The organism is uncultured Cedecea sp. (genome assembly GCF_947498825.1).
Taxonomy (GTDB): Bacteria; Pseudomonadota; Gammaproteobacteria; order Enterobacterales; family Enterobacteriaceae; genus JGM124.
This window is the reverse complement of record NZ_CANMLV010000005.1, coordinates 129,474-151,596: the sequence shown is the minus strand read 5'-3', so window position 1 is coordinate 151,596 and position 22,123 is coordinate 129,474. Positions and strand designations below refer to the sequence as shown.

The 22,123-nt window shown below is 47.4% G+C and carries 20 protein-coding genes; 7 read left to right on the top strand and 13 right to left on the bottom strand.

The annotated features are described in order from the left end of the window. Positions 1 to 282: 282 nt before the first annotated feature. The 9 genes from Q1A40_RS08150 to Q1A40_RS08110 form a co-directional block, all read right to left on the bottom strand. Positions 283 to 1,749 (bottom strand): carboxylesterase, encoded by a 1,467-nt coding sequence (locus Q1A40_RS08150; RefSeq protein ID WP_299999128.1) that lies wholly within the window; start codon positions 1,747 to 1,749, stop codon positions 283 to 285. 403 nt (positions 1,750 to 2,152) lie between these two features. Next, on the bottom strand, positions 2,153 to 2,725 hold the full coding sequence (locus Q1A40_RS08145) for a hypothetical protein (protein WP_299999126.1): 573 nt from the start codon (positions 2,723 to 2,725) through the stop codon (positions 2,153 to 2,155). Then, a complete protein-coding gene (locus Q1A40_RS08140; RefSeq protein WP_299999124.1) occupies positions 2,722 to 4,230 on the bottom strand; it encodes a sugar ABC transporter ATP-binding protein in 1,509 nt (502 codons plus the stop codon). The genes Q1A40_RS08145 and Q1A40_RS08140 overlap by 4 nt, the downstream gene beginning before the upstream one ends. An 85-nt stretch (positions 4,231 to 4,315) precedes the next feature. Continuing rightward, positions 4,316 to 5,299 (bottom strand): substrate-binding domain-containing protein, encoded by a 984-nt coding sequence (locus Q1A40_RS08135; RefSeq protein ID WP_299999122.1) that lies wholly within the window; start codon positions 5,297 to 5,299, stop codon positions 4,316 to 4,318. Further along, positions 5,289 to 6,356, bottom strand: a complete 1,068-nt coding sequence (locus Q1A40_RS08130; protein ID WP_299999120.1) for an ABC transporter permease — start codon at positions 6,354 to 6,356, stop codon at positions 5,289 to 5,291. Before Q1A40_RS08130 ends, Q1A40_RS08135 begins: the two co-directional genes overlap by 11 nt. Further along, positions 6,356 to 7,801, bottom strand: coding sequence for a xylulokinase (xylB, locus tag Q1A40_RS08125; RefSeq protein WP_299999118.1), 1,446 nt, complete (start codon positions 7,799 to 7,801; stop codon positions 6,356 to 6,358). The genes Q1A40_RS08130 and xylB overlap by 1 nt, the downstream gene beginning before the upstream one ends. 5 nt (positions 7,802 to 7,806) lie before the next feature. Then, entirely contained in the window at positions 7,807 to 8,442 is a 636-nt protein-coding gene (locus Q1A40_RS08120) for an SIS domain-containing protein (protein WP_299999116.1), read from the bottom strand. A 184-nt stretch (positions 8,443 to 8,626) separates the two neighbouring features. Further along, a complete protein-coding gene (locus tag Q1A40_RS08115) occupies positions 8,627 to 9,565 on the bottom strand; it encodes a sugar-binding transcriptional regulator (protein WP_299999114.1) in 939 nt (312 codons plus the stop codon). 101 nt (positions 9,566 to 9,666) lie between these two features. After that, on the bottom strand, positions 9,667 to 10,656 hold the full coding sequence (locus Q1A40_RS08110) for a sugar-binding transcriptional regulator (protein WP_299999112.1): 990 nt from the start codon (positions 10,654 to 10,656) through the stop codon (positions 9,667 to 9,669). A gap of 200 nt (positions 10,657 to 10,856) precedes the next feature. On the opposite strand from Q1A40_RS08110, the gene Q1A40_RS08105 reads away from it, so the two are divergent. From Q1A40_RS08105 to Q1A40_RS08095, 3 genes are all read left to right on the top strand, one after another. Further along, a complete protein-coding gene (locus Q1A40_RS08105; RefSeq protein ID WP_299999110.1) occupies positions 10,857 to 11,534 on the top strand; it encodes a class II aldolase/adducin family protein in 678 nt (225 codons plus the stop codon). Positions 11,535 to 11,660: 126 nt separating this feature from the next. After that, positions 11,661 to 12,218: a kinase inhibitor gene (locus tag Q1A40_RS08100; protein WP_299999108.1), complete on the top strand. Its 558-nt coding sequence runs from the start codon at positions 11,661 to 11,663 to the stop codon at positions 12,216 to 12,218. Between the two features lie 16 nt (positions 12,219 to 12,234). Next, a complete protein-coding gene (locus Q1A40_RS08095; protein ID WP_299999244.1) occupies positions 12,235 to 13,023 on the top strand; it encodes an AraC family transcriptional regulator in 789 nt (262 codons plus the stop codon). Positions 13,024 to 13,067: 44 nt separating this feature from the next. On the opposite strand, the gene Q1A40_RS08090 is transcribed toward Q1A40_RS08095, so the two are convergent. Together Q1A40_RS08090 and malX are read right to left on the bottom strand one after the other, a co-directional pair. Next, complete coding sequence (locus Q1A40_RS08090) at positions 13,068 to 14,249, bottom strand: MalY/PatB family protein (RefSeq protein ID WP_299999106.1); 1,182 nt, start codon at positions 14,247 to 14,249, stop codon at positions 13,068 to 13,070. A 58-nt stretch (positions 14,250 to 14,307) separates the two neighbouring features. Further along, positions 14,308 to 15,903 carry a maltose/glucose-specific PTS transporter subunit IIBC gene (gene malX, locus Q1A40_RS08085; protein WP_299999104.1) on the bottom strand — a complete coding sequence of 532 codons (1,596 nt, stop codon included), beginning with the start codon at positions 15,901 to 15,903 and terminating at the stop codon, positions 14,308 to 14,310. A gap of 180 nt (positions 15,904 to 16,083) precedes the next feature. Here malX and malI point away from each other — a divergent pair, with 180 nt between their 5' ends. The 4 genes from malI (at position 16,084) to Q1A40_RS08065 (ending at position 18,639) form a co-directional block, all read left to right on the top strand. Then, a complete protein-coding gene (gene malI / locus Q1A40_RS08080; protein ID WP_299999102.1) occupies positions 16,084 to 17,112 on the top strand; it encodes a Mal regulon transcriptional regulator MalI in 1,029 nt (342 codons plus the stop codon). A gap of 106 nt (positions 17,113 to 17,218) precedes the next feature. Continuing rightward, entirely contained in the window at positions 17,219 to 17,542 is a 324-nt protein-coding gene (locus tag Q1A40_RS08075; RefSeq protein WP_299999101.1) for an antibiotic biosynthesis monooxygenase, read from the top strand. Beyond that, the gene (locus tag Q1A40_RS08070; protein WP_299999100.1) at positions 17,535 to 17,927 is read left to right on the top strand and encodes an amino acid-binding protein; all 393 of its coding nucleotides are present in this window, start codon (positions 17,535 to 17,537) and stop codon (positions 17,925 to 17,927) included. Before Q1A40_RS08075 ends, Q1A40_RS08070 begins: the two co-directional genes overlap by 8 nt. A 1-nt stretch (position 17,928) precedes the next feature. Beyond that, the gene (locus tag Q1A40_RS08065; protein ID WP_299999098.1) at positions 17,929 to 18,639 is read left to right on the top strand and encodes a helix-turn-helix transcriptional regulator; all 711 of its coding nucleotides are present in this window, start codon (positions 17,929 to 17,931) and stop codon (positions 18,637 to 18,639) included. Positions 18,640 to 18,697: 58 nt separating this feature from the next. Here Q1A40_RS08065 and Q1A40_RS08060 read toward each other — a convergent pair whose 3' ends face one another. Next, entirely contained in the window at positions 18,698 to 20,092 is a 1,395-nt protein-coding gene (locus Q1A40_RS08060) for a glycoside hydrolase family 1 protein (protein ID WP_299999242.1), read from the bottom strand. Positions 20,093 to 20,104: 12 nt separating this feature from the next. Continuing rightward, positions 20,105 to 21,982, bottom strand: a complete 1,878-nt coding sequence (bglF, locus tag Q1A40_RS08055; protein ID WP_299999096.1) for a PTS beta-glucoside transporter subunit IIABC — start codon at positions 21,980 to 21,982, stop codon at positions 20,105 to 20,107. Between the last annotated feature and the right edge of the window lie 141 nt (positions 21,983 to 22,123).

Here is a 22,123-nt window from a genome sequence, read left to right as displayed (position 1 = left end):
CTGTGGTGGCGAGTATTGAGTCAGAACAAGCCCAGTAAAGAGCAGAGATACACTCTGTGATCTGCCATAGTAAATGACGGTCGCTTCCTATCATGTACTGATATATCTCAAGGTGGATATACCCGTCATACCTCAAATTACTCAGGGGTTGCAATGCTGGAGTATGGCGTATTGCCGTTGCCTGAGAGTTCAGTTCTACCCATCGAATTACATAGCGTATCTATGTTTATCGTAGGTTTCCCTTAATACCTGCAGGCAACGTGAATTACTCCAGCTACAGGCTTATTGCTTATTTGAGTTTTCTATTTTGTCATCAATACGTTGCAGCATATACGAATAGAATGGGTTTGATGAAATACGCATCAAGGAGTCCATGCCCACGCTCAATACTGAACGTTCGCCACGGGCGGTAATGGTTCCCAGGCTGGCACCGTACTGATCGGGCTTTTCGGGATAGCGACCATAGAGTGAATCACTCATCGGGAAGGGTAAGGCTACATGGGATAAAGAGAAAATATCTGGTGGATAGGCTAATCCTGTTGGGGTAACGGTTTCGTTGACCTGACCTGCCAGCGTCGTTAACGCCACAGTTTCACCACTTTCTGGTGAAACGTTGGTAACGATAGTCACACTGTAATTTCGCGGCGGTGGCGGTAATAAACGGGTTAACGCGGTATAAGAAGAGGTCCTCAGTAAAAGACCGATATTAGCGGCATGATTTAAATCGAATAATACAACTTCACTGTTATTTTTCGGTAAGTGGTTATACAGGGCAGTAACGACCGCCCGAGTACTCACGGTTGAGTCCATTAATGACTGGAAGGTTAAAATAGGGGGCAGCTCATCAAGTCGGTTATTTCTGGAATCTCGGGAAATTTGTTGCTGTAACGCGGCGGTCAAAAGATAAGACTGCCGTCCGCCATTCACCGGGAATGAATTATATTTAAAGGGATTAAATTCGGGTACGATGCCAAGCCAGGCTGATTTAGCAAAAGCGGGAAAGACAGCAGGCCAGCCTGCAACACCAGCAAAACGTGCAAAGCTTGTGACACCAATCATGGGTGATATCAGAATCACGCGATCGGGTTTCGCCAGCCTCGGGTTTTCCAGCGAGTCCAGAGTATACTTCATCGCCAGCGCACCGCCATTTGAGAAACCCACAATATGCAGCGGTAAACTACTACCTGCAAGGATCCTTGCTTGACGAACAGCAAGACGTGTCGCAGCTAACCAATCCTGCCATTTCACATCCGTTAATGCTCCGGGAACGGTGCCGTGTGCAGGTAAGCGAATACCAATCGCGATATAACCATGCTCTCTATAATTCTGTGCGATATGACGCAAGCTATAAGGGGTATCCGTCAGTCCATGAAGTAAGACAACAGCACCTTTTGGTGCTCCCTTGGGATGAAGAATATAAGAACGATTCCAGTCGGTACTAAAATGAGGGGGATAAATATCGCTACCTGAATAATAACGGTTCGATGGGATCCGGGCTTCAGGATTTAGCTTGTCGGTGACATTGGTTTTGACTTCATCGAAAAGTTTTTTTTCCGCTTTCAGATAATCGGTCCAATCGGATTTATCGATTTCAGCTGCGTCCATATCATCTGGAACAAAGGTATGCCAGAGCTCGAGTTTTGGTCCTCGCTGTGTATCATAGATTCTTATTACCAGCAGAGTAAGCAGCATGACAACGATCAGTAATACAATTCGTATAGTCCAACGTCTAATGACTCGAATCGACATATAATACCTCCGTGTATATATGGTTATACCCGTCATACTTCAAGTTGCTGATACCTGTTTATCTGTGCTCATCGACTGCCTGAACTTAGCGCTTACAAGCAATTTGAATTATTCAAGGTATATATAGAGTGTTTTCAGTTTTTTGGATGTTCTACGTTTTCTCTCTAATAAACTGGGAGCCTTCAGAAATCATGATAATTAAATTCTGATTGCTGTTAGTTTTACCATGAGGCGTATTGAAAAAGTAAGAGGGAATGTAAAAATAAATTCTTGGATTATTAAAACATGCGTCTTAATGGCGCCAGTAATATTTTATTATTGCTGGATGTATGTTTAATAAATATCAAATATACATATGACCGCTTACCATAAAATTAAAATCCGCCTGCCATTTTTGTTCGTTTTATGGCCACATGGCCGCTCCCATAATCGCTAAGTCACCGTTATTTTTACGTAAGTCGGGAAGGCGGGCTGGGGTGATTTTGCCATCAAAAGCGATAGGTAAGTTGGCGGGGATCTGGGCGATTTTATCCAGAGCAGTGACATCAAATTCCCCACCACCTGCAGGAGCGCTTAAAATAAGAACCCCGTCTATACTAGAAAATAAATGTTTATAATCATGCGGTTGATTGTTTAAACCAAAAGCGAGATAGGCTTTAGATCCACTATTTTGTATCGCCTGAATCAGTGCCTCAGGATGATGACAAGACTCAGGATGAAACGCGACCCAGCGAGCACCTAAAGCAGCGAATTTTTCCGCCCACACTTCCGGATTGTTCACCATAAGATGGACATCAATAGGCTTGCTGGTAAATGTTTTTAAACGAGAAAATAATGAAATATTGAGTCCGTAGGCCTGAGTAAAATGACCATCCATAACATCAAAATGCAGTGAATCTATGGTTGATATTACGGTTTGAATATCGCGCTCAATATTCAGCGGATCTGCTGCATAAACACTGGCTGAAATATTCATACTGTTGCCTCCTCATTTTCCCAGGCGGCCTTACGTAAATCAGCTGGAGTAAGATTGTGTGCAGGAATAACACTGCCATCACATTCGCCATTGCGAAAGACCGTTATGTTATCAGCGACATCTAATAATTCTTCTTCTTCGCTGGAAACCATTACTACACAACAACCACTTTCAGCTAGCTGATAAATTATTTTATAGATATCGGCTTTGGCTCCGATATCGACTCCTTTGGTCGGTTCATCGAGTAGCACCAAAGTCGCATTTTGAGCGATGACCCTGGCCAGCAATACCTTTTGTTGGTTACCGCCCGAAAGTGAACGAATCGGTCCGTGTAAGTTTCCTAAAGTATTCATTTTTGCTAACAGGGCTGAAGCAGAGTTCTCGGCTGCATCATGATTTACCCAGCCAAAGTGACGAAAACGCTTTAAAATCGGCAAGGTGGCATTGGCAAAGCTAGACATTAAAGGAATAAAACCATCTTTTTTGCGCTCTTCAGTCAGATAGGCAATACCTGACTGTATTGCTTTAGCAGGGGAGCTGGGATGATAACTCTTATGAGAAAGCTGAATATTGCCACTCACCACGGTTTCAAGGCCAAACAGGGTACGACATAAACGGGTTCTGCCCGCTCCGACTAACCCATAGACACCTAAAATTTCGCCGCGGAAAGCCTGTAAGTTAATATTTTTCAGGCGGTCAGTTTTTAGATTTTCAATTGCCAGCCACGGGCGTGTCTGGGCACCACGAATAATCTCACGCCGATTAGCTGACTGTTCATAAACGGCAGCATTACCGACAATGGCCTCAACGATTGCCGCTTTACTGAGCGTGAGTTTATCTGCGCTATAAATGACTTTCCCCCCACACATTACCGTTGCTTTATCACAGACACGGAGCACTTCATCCAGTTTATGAGAGACTAAAACGATGCCAATATTTTTTGCTTTCGCAATGCGCTGAACGGCATTTAATAAGTCTTCAGCCTGAGCGCCTTCCAGAGCCGTGGTGGGTTCATCCAGAAAAAGAAAACGGGCATCGCGATCAAGGTTAGTGACGACTTCCAGCATCTGTTTATCGGGATGAGAAAGCTCTTTCACCAGAGTGGTCGGGAGAAAATTAAGCTGATATTCCGTCAGAACGGCTTCTGTATGGGCTATCATGCCTTTTTCATCTAAAAATCCCCCTGCTTTTCTTAACTCTCGTCCAAGAAAGAGATTTTGCCAGACACTCATGCCCGGGATCAGTCTGAGCTCTTGATAAACACAGGCAATACGCTGATTTAATGCATCCCTGGGAGAGGAAAGATGAACAGGTACATCACCGATTAAAAGCTCCCCGCTGTCTGGTGTATTAACCCCCGCGAGAATTTTTAATAATGTCGATTTTCCCGCACCATTATGGCCAAACAAACCATGGATAGTGCCAGGTTCGACACAGAAATCAACACCATGTAAAACCTGTACACCAGAAAATCCGATTTTTATTTGTTGAGCAATATAATTCATCTTTCAATCTTCTCAGGTGAATTGCAGCCAATATCCTGAATAATCCAAGCTGCCATATAGCAACTTGAATTATTAGGAATAGATATTAATAAGCAGAGCCAATAACGGCAGCGGCGTTATCTTTATTAACCAATAACGGCGGGTTATTGATCATTTGAGGGACTTTTTCACCGTTCAGGCTCTTCTTAACGCTTTCCACGAGTATCTCTGCCAGTTTCACTGGCTCTTGAATCGCGCCCGCTTTCAGCACGCTATTTTCCTGAATCGCTTTAACGCCTTCTTTATCAACAAAGCTATAGAGTTTGACGCGATCTTTTGCACCCAGTTGATTAATTGCGGCTAATGCGCCGATCGCTGCCGGTTCGGTATCAGAGAATACGACAGTAATATCTGGGTTACCTTGCAGCATTTCGGTAGTCACTTTCAGCGAGGTGGTCTCTTCAACTTTACCGTTTACCAGAGCAACAAATTTAACGTTTTTATTCGCAGCCAGAGCCTCTTTAAAACCATCATCACGAGCATTGGCTGAAACGGAGGTTGGCTCACCGACAATACCGATAACGGCCGAGCCATCAGGGCCGATTTCTTTCAGTAACGCTTCACCGATTAAACGACCACCTTCACGCTGATCTGTTTGTACACCTTGTACGACAGTGACGTTCTGTATTTTCATACTTTCACTATCAGGTAATAAGTTGATAGTAAAAGCAGGGATATTGGCTTTATTAAGCTGATTGATACCTGCCACACAAGGGCCGGAAGAAACGCAGTTTACGGCGACAGCATCAACCTTCTGCTGAATAAAACTTTCAACCTGAGAAAGCTGTTTAGCATCGTCATTATCTGCAATAGAGATCTTCACATTGATGCCCTGAGCGGCTGCGCTATCCTCAAAACTTTTTTTCATCGCCACGTAATAAGGATTAGTTAAGTTAGGCAAAGTGACTCCCAGCGTTTTTTGGGCGGGTTCATTTACGGCCTGCTTATCTTCCTCGCGGTTGCAACCGGACAGCGCAGTGATGGCGGCAAGAATTAAAATGCCGACTGATAACTTCTTACTATTTTGCATGTGAATCCCCTTCTTGTAAGGTACTTTGGTTTTCATTTTTTATGGGTGCAGCGTGAAGCGTTTTCCTCGATTTCAACCAGGGTAGTGTCAGTTTTCTAGAGGAACGAAGCGTATCGAAAGTGACACCGAACAGGATGATGAGACCGATAACCAGGGGCTGCCAGTAGGCACTGACATTCATAACATTCATTAAATTTGAGATGGCGGCGATGAGCATGGCACCAATCATTGCGCCGATAATGCTCCCGGTTCCGCCAAACAGACTGACGCCACCGACCACCGCACCAGCAATAGAGAAGAAGAGTTCATCGCCACGACCTGCGGTCGGGTAGCCGGTCATCAGTCTTGAACCGTAAATTAAACCACCACAAGCAGCACACAGACCTGAAATGGAATACACCAGCAGTGTAATGCGTGGAATACTGATCCCGGAAAGTCGCGCTGCATCAGCATTACCGCCCACCGCATAGATGTGCGTACCTGTAACGGTGCGGCGTAAGAAAATAACTGCAATCACAACGGCAATCAGCAAGGCAATAACCGGGAAGGGGATACCTAATGGTTTTGACTGACCAATTAAGCTGTAACCAATCTGGGTCACACGAATGGACTCAGCACCGGTAATAATTTGTGGAATGGAGGCCGCAACGCCCATCATGGCAAAGGTCACGATAAACGGCGGAACACCGGTTCGCTCAATAATTAAGCCATTAACAAAACCGGTCAGCGCCCCTACCGCGAGTACAATCGGGATAGTTAATTGCCAGGAGATACCAAATTTTTCCATTAGTAGTGCAGCGACAACGCAGGTCATGGCGACAATAGAGCCGCAGGAAAGATCGATTCCTCCAGTCAGTAATACGAACGACTGCCCGAGACAGAGAAAAGCGATCACTGCGCCATTAAGAAGCAGGATCATAATATTCGAGACGGTTAAAAAATTGGGTGAAGCAATAAACCCGCCAATCATTACCAGGATAAAGACGACAGCGATCCCTGTTTCAGCAGGCACCCTGAAAGGTTTCGTCCGGGGTTTAGTATTGTCCTGAGTGCTCATTAATATTCTCCCAAACTGGTGTTGACGCATAACTGGTAATGTTCAAGGACATGTCGGCTATCATGCTGTGGCTCTGCGACCACCTCCAGCGGACAGCTCCAGCGTTCAGCCATCTCGGCATTACTACATTTTAATACCGCGGCGGCGGCCTGCACTGCGGCACCGGCGGCGGCTGTTTCGCCAATAGAGGAGATATAGACCGTTTTACCTGTGAGGTCGGCCAGTATCTGACAATAGGCTTTTGACTTTGCGCCGCCCCCGGTAATGACCAAACGACCGTCGCTGATAAAGTGATGTTCCGCGAGTTTTTTACCGCCAGAGAGCAGCCCGCAGAGCACTCCTTCAATGGCGGCGCGGGCAATATCGTTTGCTGTGGTAGTGGTCAGAAGGCCATGCATTTGCCCGGTCTGATGCGGCAAATTTGGCGTACGTTCGCCATCCAGCCAGGGAAGTAGCGTCAGTCCATGGGAACCGGGTGTGGCTGTCAGTGCCATTTCATCAAATTCAGCGGTTGTGACGCGTAAAATACGGCGGAAGGTATCGGTGACTTTGGCTGCATTTAACGTCGTTATCATCGGCATAAACTGACCCGTTGCATCAGCGTAGCCATTGATAGTACCGGTGGTATCGATAATACCTTCCGGACTAATGCCATAGAGCGTGCCGCTGGTGCCAATAGAGATAGCCATATCCCCTGGCAACAAATTCATTCCCAACGCCGCGGACATGTTGTCCCCGGTACCGACACCGACAATCGCCCCGGTTAATTGCTCAAATCCTGCTGCTGCAATCACTTTTCCGGCCGGCTGGCTGGAGGGAATAATGGTCGGCCAGCGCGCAAGCCAGTCAATATCCGGATTAATCAGTTCAGCCAGTTGCGGCTGCCAGCTGTTATCAAAAGGATTGAAATAACCGGTTCCTGATGCGCCGCCACGTTCAGTAACAAAACTTCCACTGAGCTTGTACACCAGATAGTCAAAAGGCAGCATAATACGCTGGCTGGCTGCGAGTAATCCCGGACAGTGCTCTTCCGTCCATGCGAGTTTGGCAATAGTCATCGCCGGGCCCGGTACCGAGCCGGTTAGTGTTGCCCACTGCTCAGTGGATAATAGACAGCATAATTCCCGAGCCTGGGGGGCTGACTCGGTATCATTCCAGAGTTTTGCGGGACGTAGCGGATTATCATCTTTATCGAGGATCACTAATCCATGCCCCTGGCCGCCAACGGAAAGTCCGGCAATTCGAGGCCACCAGTCACGTAGTTCATGCAAGGCAGTCGTCAATGCTTCCCACCAGACTTCCGGGTTTTGTTCACTGCAAGGTGGCGTGGAAGGTGGATGGGGCGCCCTTGCCTGTGCAACGACAGCACCTGTTTTCAGATCACGCAGCATCACTGTGCATGATTGGGTCGATGAGTCTATTCCCGCAACAATATCCCGCATCATGGTCATTACCCCTGCGTTGAGTTATGCAGTTGTTTTAAACTATTTTCTGCATGCTTACCGACAGCGCCTGCTGGATGAGTATAGAAGAATGACTCCCACTCATAACCCCGCATTTGACGGGTGATTTCCACCAATACATCAGTCAGTGCAGAGAAGGAAAGGGTACAGCCCGTGGCGACAACACCGCCTAAATCGCAATTTTTCGCCAGAGGAATGGTCAGCACATAGTCGGCCAGTTGTGCAAACTCAGAGTGTGGGTTGGCGGTAACGACTATGAGTGATTTACATAATTTCTTGCTCAGGCGACAAAAATCATTCAGCTCTTGTGAACTGCCGCCCTTTGAGAAAGCGAGGATAAGATCCTCCGAGGTCAAGGCGCCCATACCACCGTGTAGCCCGTCGCTTGGCGGAAGATAGAATGAGGGTGTGCCACAGACGGAAAAAAGGTGTGCGGAACGATGAGCAACAGCCCCGCTGGTGCCACTTCCGGTAACCAACACCTTGCCTTTGCAACGGGCAATCGCTGTCGCAACATCATGGAAAACCGGTTGCTCAAACAGGGAGCGGATAGCATTTACTGCCTGGAGATCATTCTCTATAACGCTTTGCGCTATTTCTGCGACATCAAGTTGCTTACTCATTTGATTTCACTCTTTGCTCATTTGATTATCCCTAACATACATTGGTGATATCAGGCGTCAAGTGTGCACATGGTCTTATCAAATGAGCGCATCATTTTTCATGCAACAATAAGTTATCGTTGCATGAATACAGTGATGAGATTATCAAATCGGATTGAAAAGGAGGTTTAAAGGGGGCTGGGTTCTAGATGGTTAACAGATAACGGGCGACTCCGGCGTCGGTAACAAGGGTGGTGACCCACTGGCCTTTTAGCGTCGCAGCAATGGCTTCACGTTTTTCCAAACCACCAGCAATCGCCACCACTTGCCGCACTTTACGGACTTGTTCTGCCACCATAGACAGACCCACTTTATCTAACGGAGAAGGAATGGCGACACCCTGATGGTCAATTATCGTGGTGCAGATATCTGCACAGACGCCTGCCTGTAAGACCTCTTTTTTCCACTCAGCAGGGAAGGTATGGAACATGCAGGACTCCGCGGGCGACCAGGAGCCTATTCCCGTCAGTAATACATCCAGCGAGTCATACATTTTATGTACTGCAGCGATACTCGGTTCCAGTAATAAATTTTGTGCAGTTTCCGGATTATCGACCCACATCGGAACATAGATTGGGTAGGCTTTTCCGCCACCGATAGCCGCAATACGATGGACTAATTCAATCGAATTATGTGTGAACTCCATCCCCGGTTGTGCACCTGCGGCTTGTACCACATCAAGCATCGGTAGCACACTCAAGGCATCTGCCACGGCGGAAAGTACCCGGCCAGATGCGATGCCAACACTCATTCCGGGTTTAAGAATTTCTTCAACAACCGATGCCCCGAGCTTACCCAGTTGTTCAGTTAGCGCTCCTGACGGAAGATCTGGCCCTGCCAGCACGACGGCCTCATCGAGATTAAATTTTTTCTTAATTTGCTGCGACAGTTCAACATCAATAACTTGCTGGTCCTGGATAACGAACTTAACCAATCCGCGTTCGATGGCGTCATCTATCAAACGAGCAACCCGAAAGCGTGAGATAGCCATCTCTTCGGCAATCTGACTTTTGGTTTTACGTTCAATAAAATAGGCCTTTGCTACAGTGATAGCTTGAATGGTGGAAAGAGGCAGGTTAGTCACAATGTTTTACTCCCAGGCTATCATGTAATATGAGTACGATGCTCTATCAAATGAGCAAATCTTACAAGTAATCTCAGAGTATGGGAACGACTTATGTTGCGTTAAGGCTGCTGGAGCAACATTAACGCCGTACTCTCATCAGTGACCAATACCGTGGCATTTCCGCCTGATAACAGGGCATGAAGGGCGGCGACTTTATCTTTGCCGCCGGCAATACAAATACGCTCGGGTATCTGGGTTAATTTTTCAAGGGTAATCCCTATCATTTTATTATCCAGCTCACCCAGAACTGCCTGACCTGACGCATCAAAAAATCGCCCTGCTGCCATGCCGATCGCCCCATTATGCAGATAAGGCTGAGCATCTTCTCTTTCTAAATAGCCACTCGCAAAAGCCATACTCTGTGAGCCTAAATCAGCCATTCCGAAAACAATTTTCGAGCAGGAGTGCAGCAGGGAGAACTTCTCTTTAATGCTTTTCTCTGCCATTAATGCTTCTTTTAATGCATAACTGGAAACAATGCCGGGGGCATGAAGATTGACACTACGAGCATGTAATCTGACGGCTATATTAGCAGTACAGCGTTCAGTGGATGATTCATAGGCACCCATCGCACTACCCGCAGCCTGGACGATAGTCAGGTTGGGGAGGGTCATTTCCGGCACCGTTTCAGACATGGCAAGAACCGTTTTGCCCCAGCAAACACCAAGAATATCTTCCGGTTTGATAACCGAGGCGAGATAGCGACCCGCAGCGCGGCCGATGCGTTCATAATCCTGACCGACTCCGCCATCATCGGGCACGACGATGACGGTTTCTAACTGATAACGTGCTTTGAGCTCACGAGCGCCGCGAACGGCACCAAGATGTTGTGGGGCAACACTGATTGAGACGATTCCCTCGTCTCGCGCAGCCTGGAGCATTTTCACTACCGAGGTTCGTGATACATGCAACAGGTCAGCAATGGCCTGCTGGGTCATACCTTCTTCATAGTAAAGCCAGGCGGCCCAAATTAATGGATTACCATCGAATTCAACGGGAACGTCGGCAACCTTATCGTGAACCTGCTGATTAATCGGGTATTCCATCATTGTCATCCGTTTATTTTTTAAGACTGACTTAATTGTGCCTGCTTCACGCTATCCACGTCACCTTAAACTGAGCAGAAAGAGACAAATGTCACATTAATGTGGTCATATGTCACTTGTTGTTTGACAAAGGTTTTTTTGAAATATCATATGTCACTCACGCGAGCGAGACCGTAAAAATTTTTATTACCGGAGCACACAGTATGACGACTGACGTAATTAAACATCTTGATATACGTGAATCTATGGTCCGTACCTGTCTGAAAATGAATGAAGTCGGTATTAATCAGGGAACATCAGGGAATCTCTCGGTACGTACAGAAAGTGGATTTCTGATAACACCGAGCTCAATGCCCTATGAGCGAATGCAGCCGGAAGATATTGTTGAAATGGGATTTGATGGAAGCTGGGAAGGTCTGCATATTCCCTCATCAGAATGGCGTTTTCACCGTGATATTCTGGCGGCTCGTCCAGAACGTAATGTGGTACTTCATACGCACTCGATGTATGCCACAACGCTCGCTATACACCATAAAGAGATCCCGGCTTTTCACTATATGATTGCTGTGGCCGGGGGAAGCTCTATCCGCTGTTCACCTTATGCCACCTTTGGCTCTCAGGAGTTATCTGACGTTGCGGTTAAAGCGTTAGAAGGCCGCGATGCATGCCTGCTAGGACAGCATGGACAGATAGCGATTGGCGCGACCCAGGAAAAAGCATTATGGCTGGCTATCGAAGTCGAAACGATTTCCAGAATGTATGTACAGGCGCTGTCTCTGGGCGAGCCACCGATTCTTGCTGACGAAGAGATCCAGAGAGTGATTGAAAAGATTAAAACCAGCGGTTATGGACTTGCAGAAAAGCGCAGTGCAATAAAGTGAGCTTTATTGACCGTATTGCTGGCAGGTTAAAGTGAGCGTTATGGCATAAAATTAAAGCTTTTCTGCACAACTTTACTCGGGCATCTTCGGTAGGCTAAAGATCTTGTTTACCTCGTGGAACCGAAGATGAAAAATATAATTACAGTATCGGCTGCTGCTTTGTTGGGGTTCAGCGTTAGCAGCTTTGCAGCGAACAATTTTAGTATCACCAGTACCGATATGAGCAGTGATAAACCGTTATCGCAGCAGCAAGTATTTAACGATTTTGGGTGTTCAGGGCAGAATATCTCACCACAACTGGCATGGGCTAATGCGCCTGAAGGAACCAAAAGTTTTGCCGTCACCGCCTACGATCCCGATGCGCCAACCGGTAGCGGCTGGTGGCACTGGACCGTGGTGAATCTTCCTGTAAATACAACCAGTCTGCCAGCAGGTGCCGGAGCCAGGGAAAAACCACAGTTACCGGCTGGGGCAGTGCAAGGGCGTAATGATTACGGTTATGCCGGATTTGGTGGGGCTTGTCCTCCACCGGGAGCAAAACCACACCGTTATCAGTTTACTGTCTGGGCGTTGAATACCGAGAGTTTACCATTAGATAACCAATCGAGCGGTGCTATGGTAGGGTATATGCTAAATAATGCAGCCTTGGCGAAAGCTGAAATGACGGTAAAATTTGGACGATAAATTGCAAACTAATGCGGTGTCAAAGGTGCAGGTGCGCTTTAATCGTCTGACGTCTACGGAAGTTCATTCCAGCCGTCTGCATCATTTGCACCGCGTAAAACTGTTCTCCGCTGCACTTTGCCATGTCACGCAGGGAAGCAAGGTGATTGTGCAGGATGAGAATCGTTTAGTCGCGACATCTCGATCACTGATTATTCTTCCAGCCAATACCGCGCTGGAAATTATTAATCAGCCCGAAAACGGTTCTTTTAATTCCGATTTGCTGTTGTTGTCCCCTGAGCTGCTCAGCCGTTTTAAGCAGCAATATCTGAGCAGTGTGACTCCCGGTCAACTGACATCGCTTTGTGCGCCTTTTAGCTCCGACCTGTCTTATCTCTGGTCTGCGGTACTGAATGCGGTACGCAACGATTTATCCGCGAGTGTACAGGAACATTTGGTGATGGGTTTATTGCTGGTGCTACATCAAGAGGGGCTGGCGGGGCCATTATTAATTGAACCGCGCTTTAATCTCACCGAGCAAGTCAGACAGCTGATTCTGTTTGCACCCGCTACGCAGTGGAGCGTTGATGACGTGGCCAGCCAGCTATCTCTGGGGGCTTCGACTCTACGGCGTCGGCTGCAAAATGAAGGTCAAAATTTTCGGCAGATTGTTGAAGAGGTACGCATGACCTGTGCTTTGTCGCTGCTGCAATCGACTCGTTTACCGGTCGCTGAGATAGCACTCAAATGCGGTTATCTTTCCGGTTCGCGCTTTACCGCTCGTTTCCATAATCATTACGGATGTTTACCAAAAAACATCCGTTGAAAGCTCAGTATGACAGGGGACTCTGAGCAACTTGTCTGACGCACTTATTTAAACGATTTTACCGCGCGAATAAATCTGTCCAGGCCATCGGCCAGTTTTATACGTGAACAGCCAACATTAAAGCGAATAAATCCCCGACCTTCCTCTCCGTAAGTCTCGCCCGGCATAATGGCGACTTTTTCCTGATGAATTAAACGTTGCTGTAGTTCCTTATCATCAATATTCAGTGGGGCGATATCGATCCACGCCAGATAGGTTGATTCAGGAACCTGCCAGTGTAATTCCGGAAGCTCGGCATTCAGCCTCTGATGAAGATAATTTAAGTTGGCAAGCAGATACTCGCGTAACGATACAAACCAATCATCCGTTTCGGTGTAAGCCACAATATGTGCAATAACTGCAAAAATAGCCGGGGAGGATAAACCATCACACACTTTTAATTGATTAAAATAGGCCTCGCGAGACGCATTATCATTAATAATGCCATAAGCACCTGTTAATGCAGGAATATTAAAGGATTTTGAGGCTGAGGTAAAAAGGGCACAGGGTTCTGTGCTTATCGCGGACCAGGGAATATGTTTTGCTTCACCCCAACAAAGATCCATATGAATCTCATCGCTAATCACCCGTACATTATGGCGTTTGCAGAGCTCTGCCATGACCGACAGTTCTTCTGCTGACCATACTTTTCCGGTGGGGTTGTGTGGGCTACAGAGTAATAATATCCGAGTGTGGGGTTCTGATAATATTTTCTCCAGTTGCCCCATATCACACACCCATTGGCCTCTCTGACGGGTTAATGGGCAAGGGCGAACTTTGCGTTGATTACCTTCGATAGTCTTAAAAAAGGCATCATAGGCGGGGGTGTGGATCACTACGCCGTCACCGACATTGCTCCACTGACAAATTAACTGACTCACCATATAGATAACCGACGGGCCATATACGACCTGGTCGGTGTGAATATCATGATGAAAGGATTTTTTAAACCAACACTGAATGGCGGAAAGGAAATCACGATGCTGCCAGCGGCTATAACCAAACACGCCATGTTGGGTGCGTTTTACCATTGCTTCAATAATTTGTGGTGCCGTTGCGAAATCCATATCAGAGATAGTAAACGGCAGTAAATCAGCCTCGCCAAATCGGTCTTGAACAAAATCCCACTGAGTACAGTAGGTATTATGGCGATCAACGGGTTGTGAGAAAGGACTATCGTTATTCATTGATGTTATCCATTATCCTAATCAATACGGCACTGATAAGTATCAGTGCCGTAAGGGGTTAATTTTCGGTTGTCTGCATTAGTCGCTCTAATTCGTCTTTGACTGACTGGACCTGCGGACCAATAACCACTTGCAGGTTATTATCATTCAGGCGAATAACACCAATGGCTCTTAATGACTTTAATTCTGCATCATCAACTTTGCTCATATCTTTAATCGACATACGCAGACGCGTAATACAGTTATCCAGCGTAATAATATTTTCTTTACCGCCTAATGCTTGCAACATAGCGGCTGAGTCATAGCCTGATTTGCTGGTGACAGGTGCTGTGGTTTTGCCATTACTCGAAGTTTTTTCATCCGTATCGCGGCCCGGTGTTTTGATATTAAACCGGGTGATGGTAAAGCGGAAAATCGCGTAATAAGAAACAAACCAGATAAAGGCGACGATTGGCACCATATACCATTTTGTTTCCAGGCCGTGCAGAATACCGAAAACGACAAAGTCAATCAGGTTACCGTCGGTATTACCGATGGTTACGCCAGTAACCGCCATGACGGTAAAGCCTAAACCAGTCAATACTGCGTGGATCAGATACAGGAAAGGCGCGACAAATAAGAACAGAAACTCAATCGGTTCTGTGGTTCCACCAATAACACAGGCAACAACACCAGAGATGAGTAATCCTTTAATTTTATGACGATTTCCTGGATGAGCACAGTGATAGATAGCCAGTGCTGCCCCGGGTAACCCGCCTAAAAATGCCGGCATTTTACCTTGTGACAGGAACTGTGTCGCACTTTCAGAAAAGCCGTGAGTGGTCGGACAGGATAATTGTGCCTGGAAAATGGTTAATGCGCCGCTGACTTGCTGGCCACAGACTTCCATGGTGCCGCCTGCTTCGGTAAAGCGAATCAGAGCAACTAAAATATGCTGGAGTCCGAAAGGTAATAACAGACGTTCACCGGTACCAAAAATCATCGGGCCGAAGGCTCCGGCACTGCTAATCAGGTTACCTAATCCAGAAATACCCATCGCAAACCATGGCCAGACGAGCGGAACCGCGAGCCCGACTAAGCCCAATACCAGAGTAGTAACAATAGGTACAAATCGGGTTCCGCCGAAGAAGGCTAAAGCATCGGGTAAGCGAATGGTATTAAAGCGTTCATGCAGAAAATAAACGATAATACCGACAATCACCGCGCCCAAAATACCTGAGTCAATAGATTGAATTCCTACGATATTTTGAATGTTATGGGCTTTTAAGATAGCCGGGTCGGTGGTCGGTAAAATACCTTTTACTGTAAGGTAAAAATTGGTCGCCAGGTTAAATACGGCGAAGCCAACGAAACCGGCAAATGCCGCAACTCCCTTATTTTCGCGGGCTAAACCGAGAGGGATAGCAATAGCAAACATTACTGGTAAGAAGCTAAAGGCAAACGAGCCGATTTTACTCATCCAGATAAAGGTTAACTGGAAGGCCTGGTGCTCAAGAAAAGGCAGCAGTGTGATGACATCACGGCTACTGAGTGAACTGCCGATACCCAACATGATCCCGCAGAACGAAAGTAGGGCGACAGGCAACATAAATGTCTTGCCCAAACTCTGAAAAAACTCCCAGAGTGTGATTTTTTGCTTTTGTGGTTTGCTCATACAGTGTCCTACAGACAGATGAAATCCAGAGGTTAAATAGGGTAAAACGTTTAATCACCTTAAGTTGCCTGTTTGATCACAAAAATATCTATTATTTTGTGATCTTCGTCTCTAAACAGATAAAACGTTTTATCTTTGATGATGTAAAATAGGCCTCTATTTTCAGGGGTGCGGGTACTTATGACTGTCAGGAAAGTGACCATCACTGACGTAGCACAAGAGGCGGGGGTATCTGTCGCTACCGTATCGCTGGTACTGAGTGGCAAGGGGCGTATTTCTCAAAAAACCGCGGATAAAGTGAATGCTACAATCGAAGCATTGGGCTATGTGCGTAACCAACAGGCGGCCTTTTTAAGAGATAACGTTTCGAATGTTATCGGCTTAATCATTCCTGATTTAACCAGCCCATTTTACTCTGAAGTTGCTTCAGGTATCAGTCGGTATCTTGAAACGCACAATAAAATTGTCTTCTTAACCCAGAGCGGCAACAGTCGTGAGAGTTTTAACCTCTGCCTGGATAGCTTAATCAGCTATGGCGTCGATGGTATTATTGTTGGCGGCGGATCCTATCTTAATCAAGATATTCAGCAGCGCCTGGCCCGTCATCATATTCCTGTGGTCTGTGCCGCGCGGGCTAGTGAGTGCTCAGGTATTGATATTATTCGCCCGGATAATACTCTGGCGGCAAAGATAGCGACTGAGCATTTAATTAATAACGGACATCATCAGATTGCCTATTTTGGTGGTGAAGGCCATTCTTTAACCCGTGCTGAGAGAATCGGCGGTTACTGCTCAACCTTGATTCAATATGGTCTGCCCTTTAAAACCGAATGGATTATTGATGTTGATAATAAGCAACAGCATATTATTGAGAAGATGACCGACTTTTTACATCAGTATCCTAAAGTGAGTGCTGTTATTTGTCATAACACGGCTACGGCGCTGGGTGCTTATTTGGGGGCCTTAAAAATAGGGAATACGATCAGTTCTGCTGATAACTACAGTTATTTTAATCAGGAAATAACCCTGTTAGGTTTTGATGATATTGGTAGTGAAGCTTTATACGATATTCCGGTTTCCTTTATTACTCAGCCAGCCAGAGAAATTGGCATTAATGCCGCCAGCAGAATCATTCAGCGCATGAACGACAGTGATAGCGCCCCGCAAAGTGTTTTGTTAGCACCGGGCTTCTCTCAACTTAAAAGCTAACGACTCAACTCTCTCCTGCGAAATACATCCACACTTCGCTGTCAGCCGAAGTATCCCCTGGTGAAAACAGGCACTCTGTTTCTGCTCATTCACAGAGGATACTAATATGATTGCAGTTATTTTTGAGGCAGATGTTGTGCCCACTCAGCAGACGCGTTATCTGGAACTGGCTGCAGAGCTCAAACCTCTGTTAGCCGATATTGAAGGTTTTATTTCAATCGAGCGTTTTCAGAGTCTGACGACGGAAGGTAAGATGTTGTCGCTCTCCTGGTGGCGGGATGAAGAGTCGGTGTTATTGTGGCGAAAGAATCTGCTGCATAAAGCGGCCCAGGCGGAAGGCAAGGCGACTATTTTCTCGTTTTACCGTATTCGTGTGGCTCAGACTCTCAGAGATTACACTTCAGCAGCGCAAGGGGCACGCCATGTATGATATCCACGTTATATTAAACAATGAGCCCGGTGGGCTGGCAGCGCTGGGTGGTCTCCTGGGACGTCTTGGTATTGGTCTGGAAGGTGGCGGAGTTTTCACCGTGGCGCATCAGGCGCATGCCCACTTCCTGGTCGAGGAGGGGGAGAGAGCCAGAACGGTGCTGGAAAGTGCCGGTTTTCATGTTGAACGGGTTTGCCAGCCGTTAATCCGTAAACTTAAACAAGAGCGCCCTGGTGAATTAGGCGAAATAGCCGCTATGCTGGCGGATAATGGCGTCAATATTCTGACCCAATATAGCGACCATAGTAATCAGCTGATCCTCGTTACTGACAATGATATTGTTGCCGCCAGGGTCACTCAACGCTGGGCAGTCATTGTGGAGTAATATGTTAAAACAAGCCGATATTCTCGATGACAGTCAGGCTCTGGAGCATGCCATGGTGACCGTCGCCGCAGCCATGGCGGACGCCTCGCGGGTAAAAATACTCTGTGCGTTGATGGACGGTCGTGCCTGGACCGCAACGGAGCTTAGCGTGGTGGCAGAGGTGAGTTCCTCCACTACCAGCGCACATCTCGCTCGTCTGGTAAGTGGTCATCTTCTTACCTGCCTGAGCCAGGGGCGTCATCGCTATTATCGCTTGTCGAGCAGAGAAGTGGCTGAGTTACTTGAGAAAGTGATGGGAATATCATGGCAGTCGGGCACGAGTGCGAAAATTACCACCCCTTCTTCGCTGCGTCTGGCGCGGACTTGCTATGATCATCTGGCAGGCGAAGTCGCCGTAAATATTTATGATGCGATGCTCAAGCAGGCTTGGCTGAGTGCAGATGGCAGTGCCCTTACGGTCAAAGGGCAACAACAGTTTGCGTTACTGGGGATAACACTCAATCCACAGGTACGACGTAAAAAATGTAGCGCCTGCCTGGACTGGAGCGAACGTCGCTTTCATCTGGGTGGGGAAGCAGGCGCTGCTTTTTTTGCCTGGTGTGAGCAGCAGCAGTGGATAACCCGCACGCCCGGTTACCGTGAAGTGAGCATCACTCTGGCAGGTAAACGGGCGCTTAAAAACCTATTCGGTATTCTGGTTAACGCATCTTAAGCGGTGCTGTGCGACTCCTTATCAGTGACTACAAATTACCCATGACTCAGGGTGTAGATTAGTCTTTTAAAGATCCACCTTTAGTGGCAATCACTTCTTTGTACCAGTGGAAGCTTTTCTTGCGACTACGCGCCAGCGTTCCGTTACCTTGGTCATCACGGTCGACATAAATGAAACCATAACGTTTGGATAGCTCGGCTTTTGAGGCACTGACCAAGTCGATGGGCCCCCAGCTGGTATAACCCATCACCTCAACACCATCATCGATAGCTTCACGCACCTGCACCAGATGATCGTTGAGATAGCTGATACGGTAGTCATCCTGAACCACGCCATCAGCATCGGGTTTATCTTTGGCACCCAGACCATTTTCAACGATAAACAGTGGTTTTTGATAGCGATCCCACAGCACGTTTAACAGGGTACGCAGACCAATAGGGTCTATCTGCCAGCCCCACTCAGAACTGGCAAGATGCGGGTTAGGTACCATATTGAGAATATTGGCACGAGCCTGATGGTTCAGCTCTTCATCAGTGGTGACGCAGCCGGTCATATAGTAACTAAACGAGATAAAATCGATGGTAGCTTTGAGCGCAGTGCGGTCAGCATCGGTGATATTGAGCTGAATACCGTTATCGCGGAAGAAGCGCAGCATATAGCCCGGATATTCTCCCCGGCACTGTACATCACCAAAGAACTGCCAGGTGCGGTTTTCCTGCAAGGTTTCGAAAATGTCTTCAGGTTTGCAGGTCAGCGGATACACCAGACCTCCGAGGATCATATTGCCGATTTTAGCATCAGGAATAATCTCTCGGCAGGCTTTGACCGCCAGTGCACTTGCCACCAGTTGATGATGGATTGCCTGGAACACTTCAGCCTTACTACTGGTTTCTGGCAGCCCAACGCCCGTCATTGGCGCATGGAGGGACATGTTTATTTCGTTGAACGTCAGCCACAATTTAACCTGGTCTTTATAGCGCGCAAATACGGTGCGGGCATAGCGTTCAAAGAAGGTGATTACGTCACGACTACCCCAGCCGCCGTACTGTTTTACCAGTCCCCACGGCATTTCATAGTGGGAAAGGGTGACCAGTGGGGTGATATCATGCGCTGCTAACTCAGCAAACAGGCGGTCGTAAAATGCCAGTCCTGCTTCATTAGGTTGTTGCTCATCGCCGTTCGGGAAAATACGCGTCCAGGCAATAGAAACACGCAGGCAGCTAAAACCCATTTCAGCAAACAGCTTAATGTCTTCGGGATAACGGTGATAAAAATCAATCGCCACATCTTTAATACCGCTATCGCCAGCGACACGTTCTACGACGGAGCCAAAAACACCCTGCGGCTGAACGTCAGAAGTAGATAACCCTTTCCCGTCTTCCAGGTAAGCGCCTTCAACCTGATTTGCGGCAACCGCGCCACCCCATAAAAATGCATCTGGAAAAGTTTTCATCATGTGCTCCTGTTATTGATGACTAACACTGAGTAACGGTGAACCGGCCTGGACCGTGCTTGACGCCAGGGTCATAACTTCGTGGTACTCGTCACTGTTACTGATAATAATAGGTGTTGCCAGGTCATATCCGGCATCGATAATGGCTTGGCGATCGAACTCCAGCAGCAAGTCACCGGCCTGTACTTTGTCCCCGACTTTGACGTGTGCCGTAAAGGGTTTTCCATCGAGTTTTACCGTATCGATACCCACATGGATGAGTACTTCAATACCGTTATCGCTGAGCAGGCCAATAGCATGCTTGGTTTGGAACAGAGAGGCCACTTCTCCGGCGAAGGGAGCAGTAACTTTGTTGTCAGAAGGAATAATTGCCACCCCCTTACCTAACAGGCCGCTGGCAAAGGTGGCGTCTGGTACTTGATCCAGAGCCAGTACAGTACCTGTCATCGGTGACAAAATATCGTTTTCAGTCACCACCACAGTCGCGACTGAGGCCGGTTTAGTTTCCGTGGACTGTGGTTGTTTTGGCATGCCGGCGACTAAAGTCATCACACAGCTCATGGCTAATGCCACAAGCGTACCGATAATTCCGCCCCATAATGTCGCGTCTACCCCACCTGGTGGGATCATCTGCGCGAAGGTAAAGATATTAGCAAAACCGAAGGAGTAAACGTGGGTATCGCTCAAGCCGACAATTGCTCCCCCTACAGCACCTGCGACACAGCCGAAGATAAAAGGACGACGTAGTGGTAAATTTACGCCGTAGACTGCAGGTTCGGTGATACCAAAAATACCTGCAGTAACGGAAGAACCTGCCAGCACTTTCATGCGCTTATCTTGCGTACGTAAGAACACCGCCAGTACCGCACCAACTTGACCAGCTACAGCCGGGAGTAACATCGGGAGCATCGAGTCACTGCCCAGCGCTGACAAGTTATTGATCATCAGCGGCACCAGTCCCCAGTGCAGGCCGAAAATCACACAGACCTGCCATAATGCTCCCATTGCCGCGCCGGCTAACCATGGTGCCATATCGTAAATCCACTGATAGCCGTTTGCCAGCATCTGACTCAGGCCTGTGGCGACAGGACCTATCGCGAGGAAAGTTAAAGGTACGGTAATACCGATACAAATCAGTGGAGCGAAGAAGTTTTTCATTGATGATGGCAATAACTTCATGCTCTTTTTTTCTATCCAGCAGCTAAGCCAGGAAGCAAGAATTATCGGAATGACCGATGAACCGTAGTTAAACCAAGTGACAGGAATACCGAGAAACAGTTCGGTTGCCGCATCTGCCTGTTGACTGGCATTGAAGGCTTCTATCATCATCGGATGAACTAACGAGCCACCAATAATCATGGTGATAAACGGGCTACCACCAAATTTTTTCCCGGCGGTATAGCCCAGAACCAGAGGCAAGAAGAAGAACAGAGCATCACTGGCGGCAAACCAAATTTTATAGGTACCGCTATCGGTGGTCATCCAGCCACAGACGATAGCCAGGGCCAGCAAGCCTTTCAGAATACCGGAGGCCGCCAGGATGCCGATAAAGGGGGTGAAAATACTGGAGACAATGTCAATAAATCGGCTGAACAGGCTCGCCTTTTCACTCGTTTCATCGGTTTCAACAGGGGTGTCATCCGTTAATCCCGCCTCACGACGAACTGCCAGCCAGACAGCGTTGACGTGATTACCAATGACGACCTGAAATTGACCGCCACTTTCGACAACCATAATAAGGTCGGGGTTTTTTTTCAGTCCTTCGGCATCGGCTTTTTTATTATCTTTAAGTTTGAAGCGAAGCCGGGTTGCACAATGAACCAGACTGACAATGTTCTCTTTGCCCCCAACGTGGCTGAGAATATCTTTTGCTAAAGCTTGATATTCCATCTTAATTTCCTTACCTCTGATGCTTAAAGCACCTGTTGACTGAGTCATATCCGTCATACTTCAAGTTGCCTGAGCCTTGCTTTCGTTCGGCCCACCGAATCACATAGTTCATCGTTGTGCCTCACTCAGGGCCTACAGGCA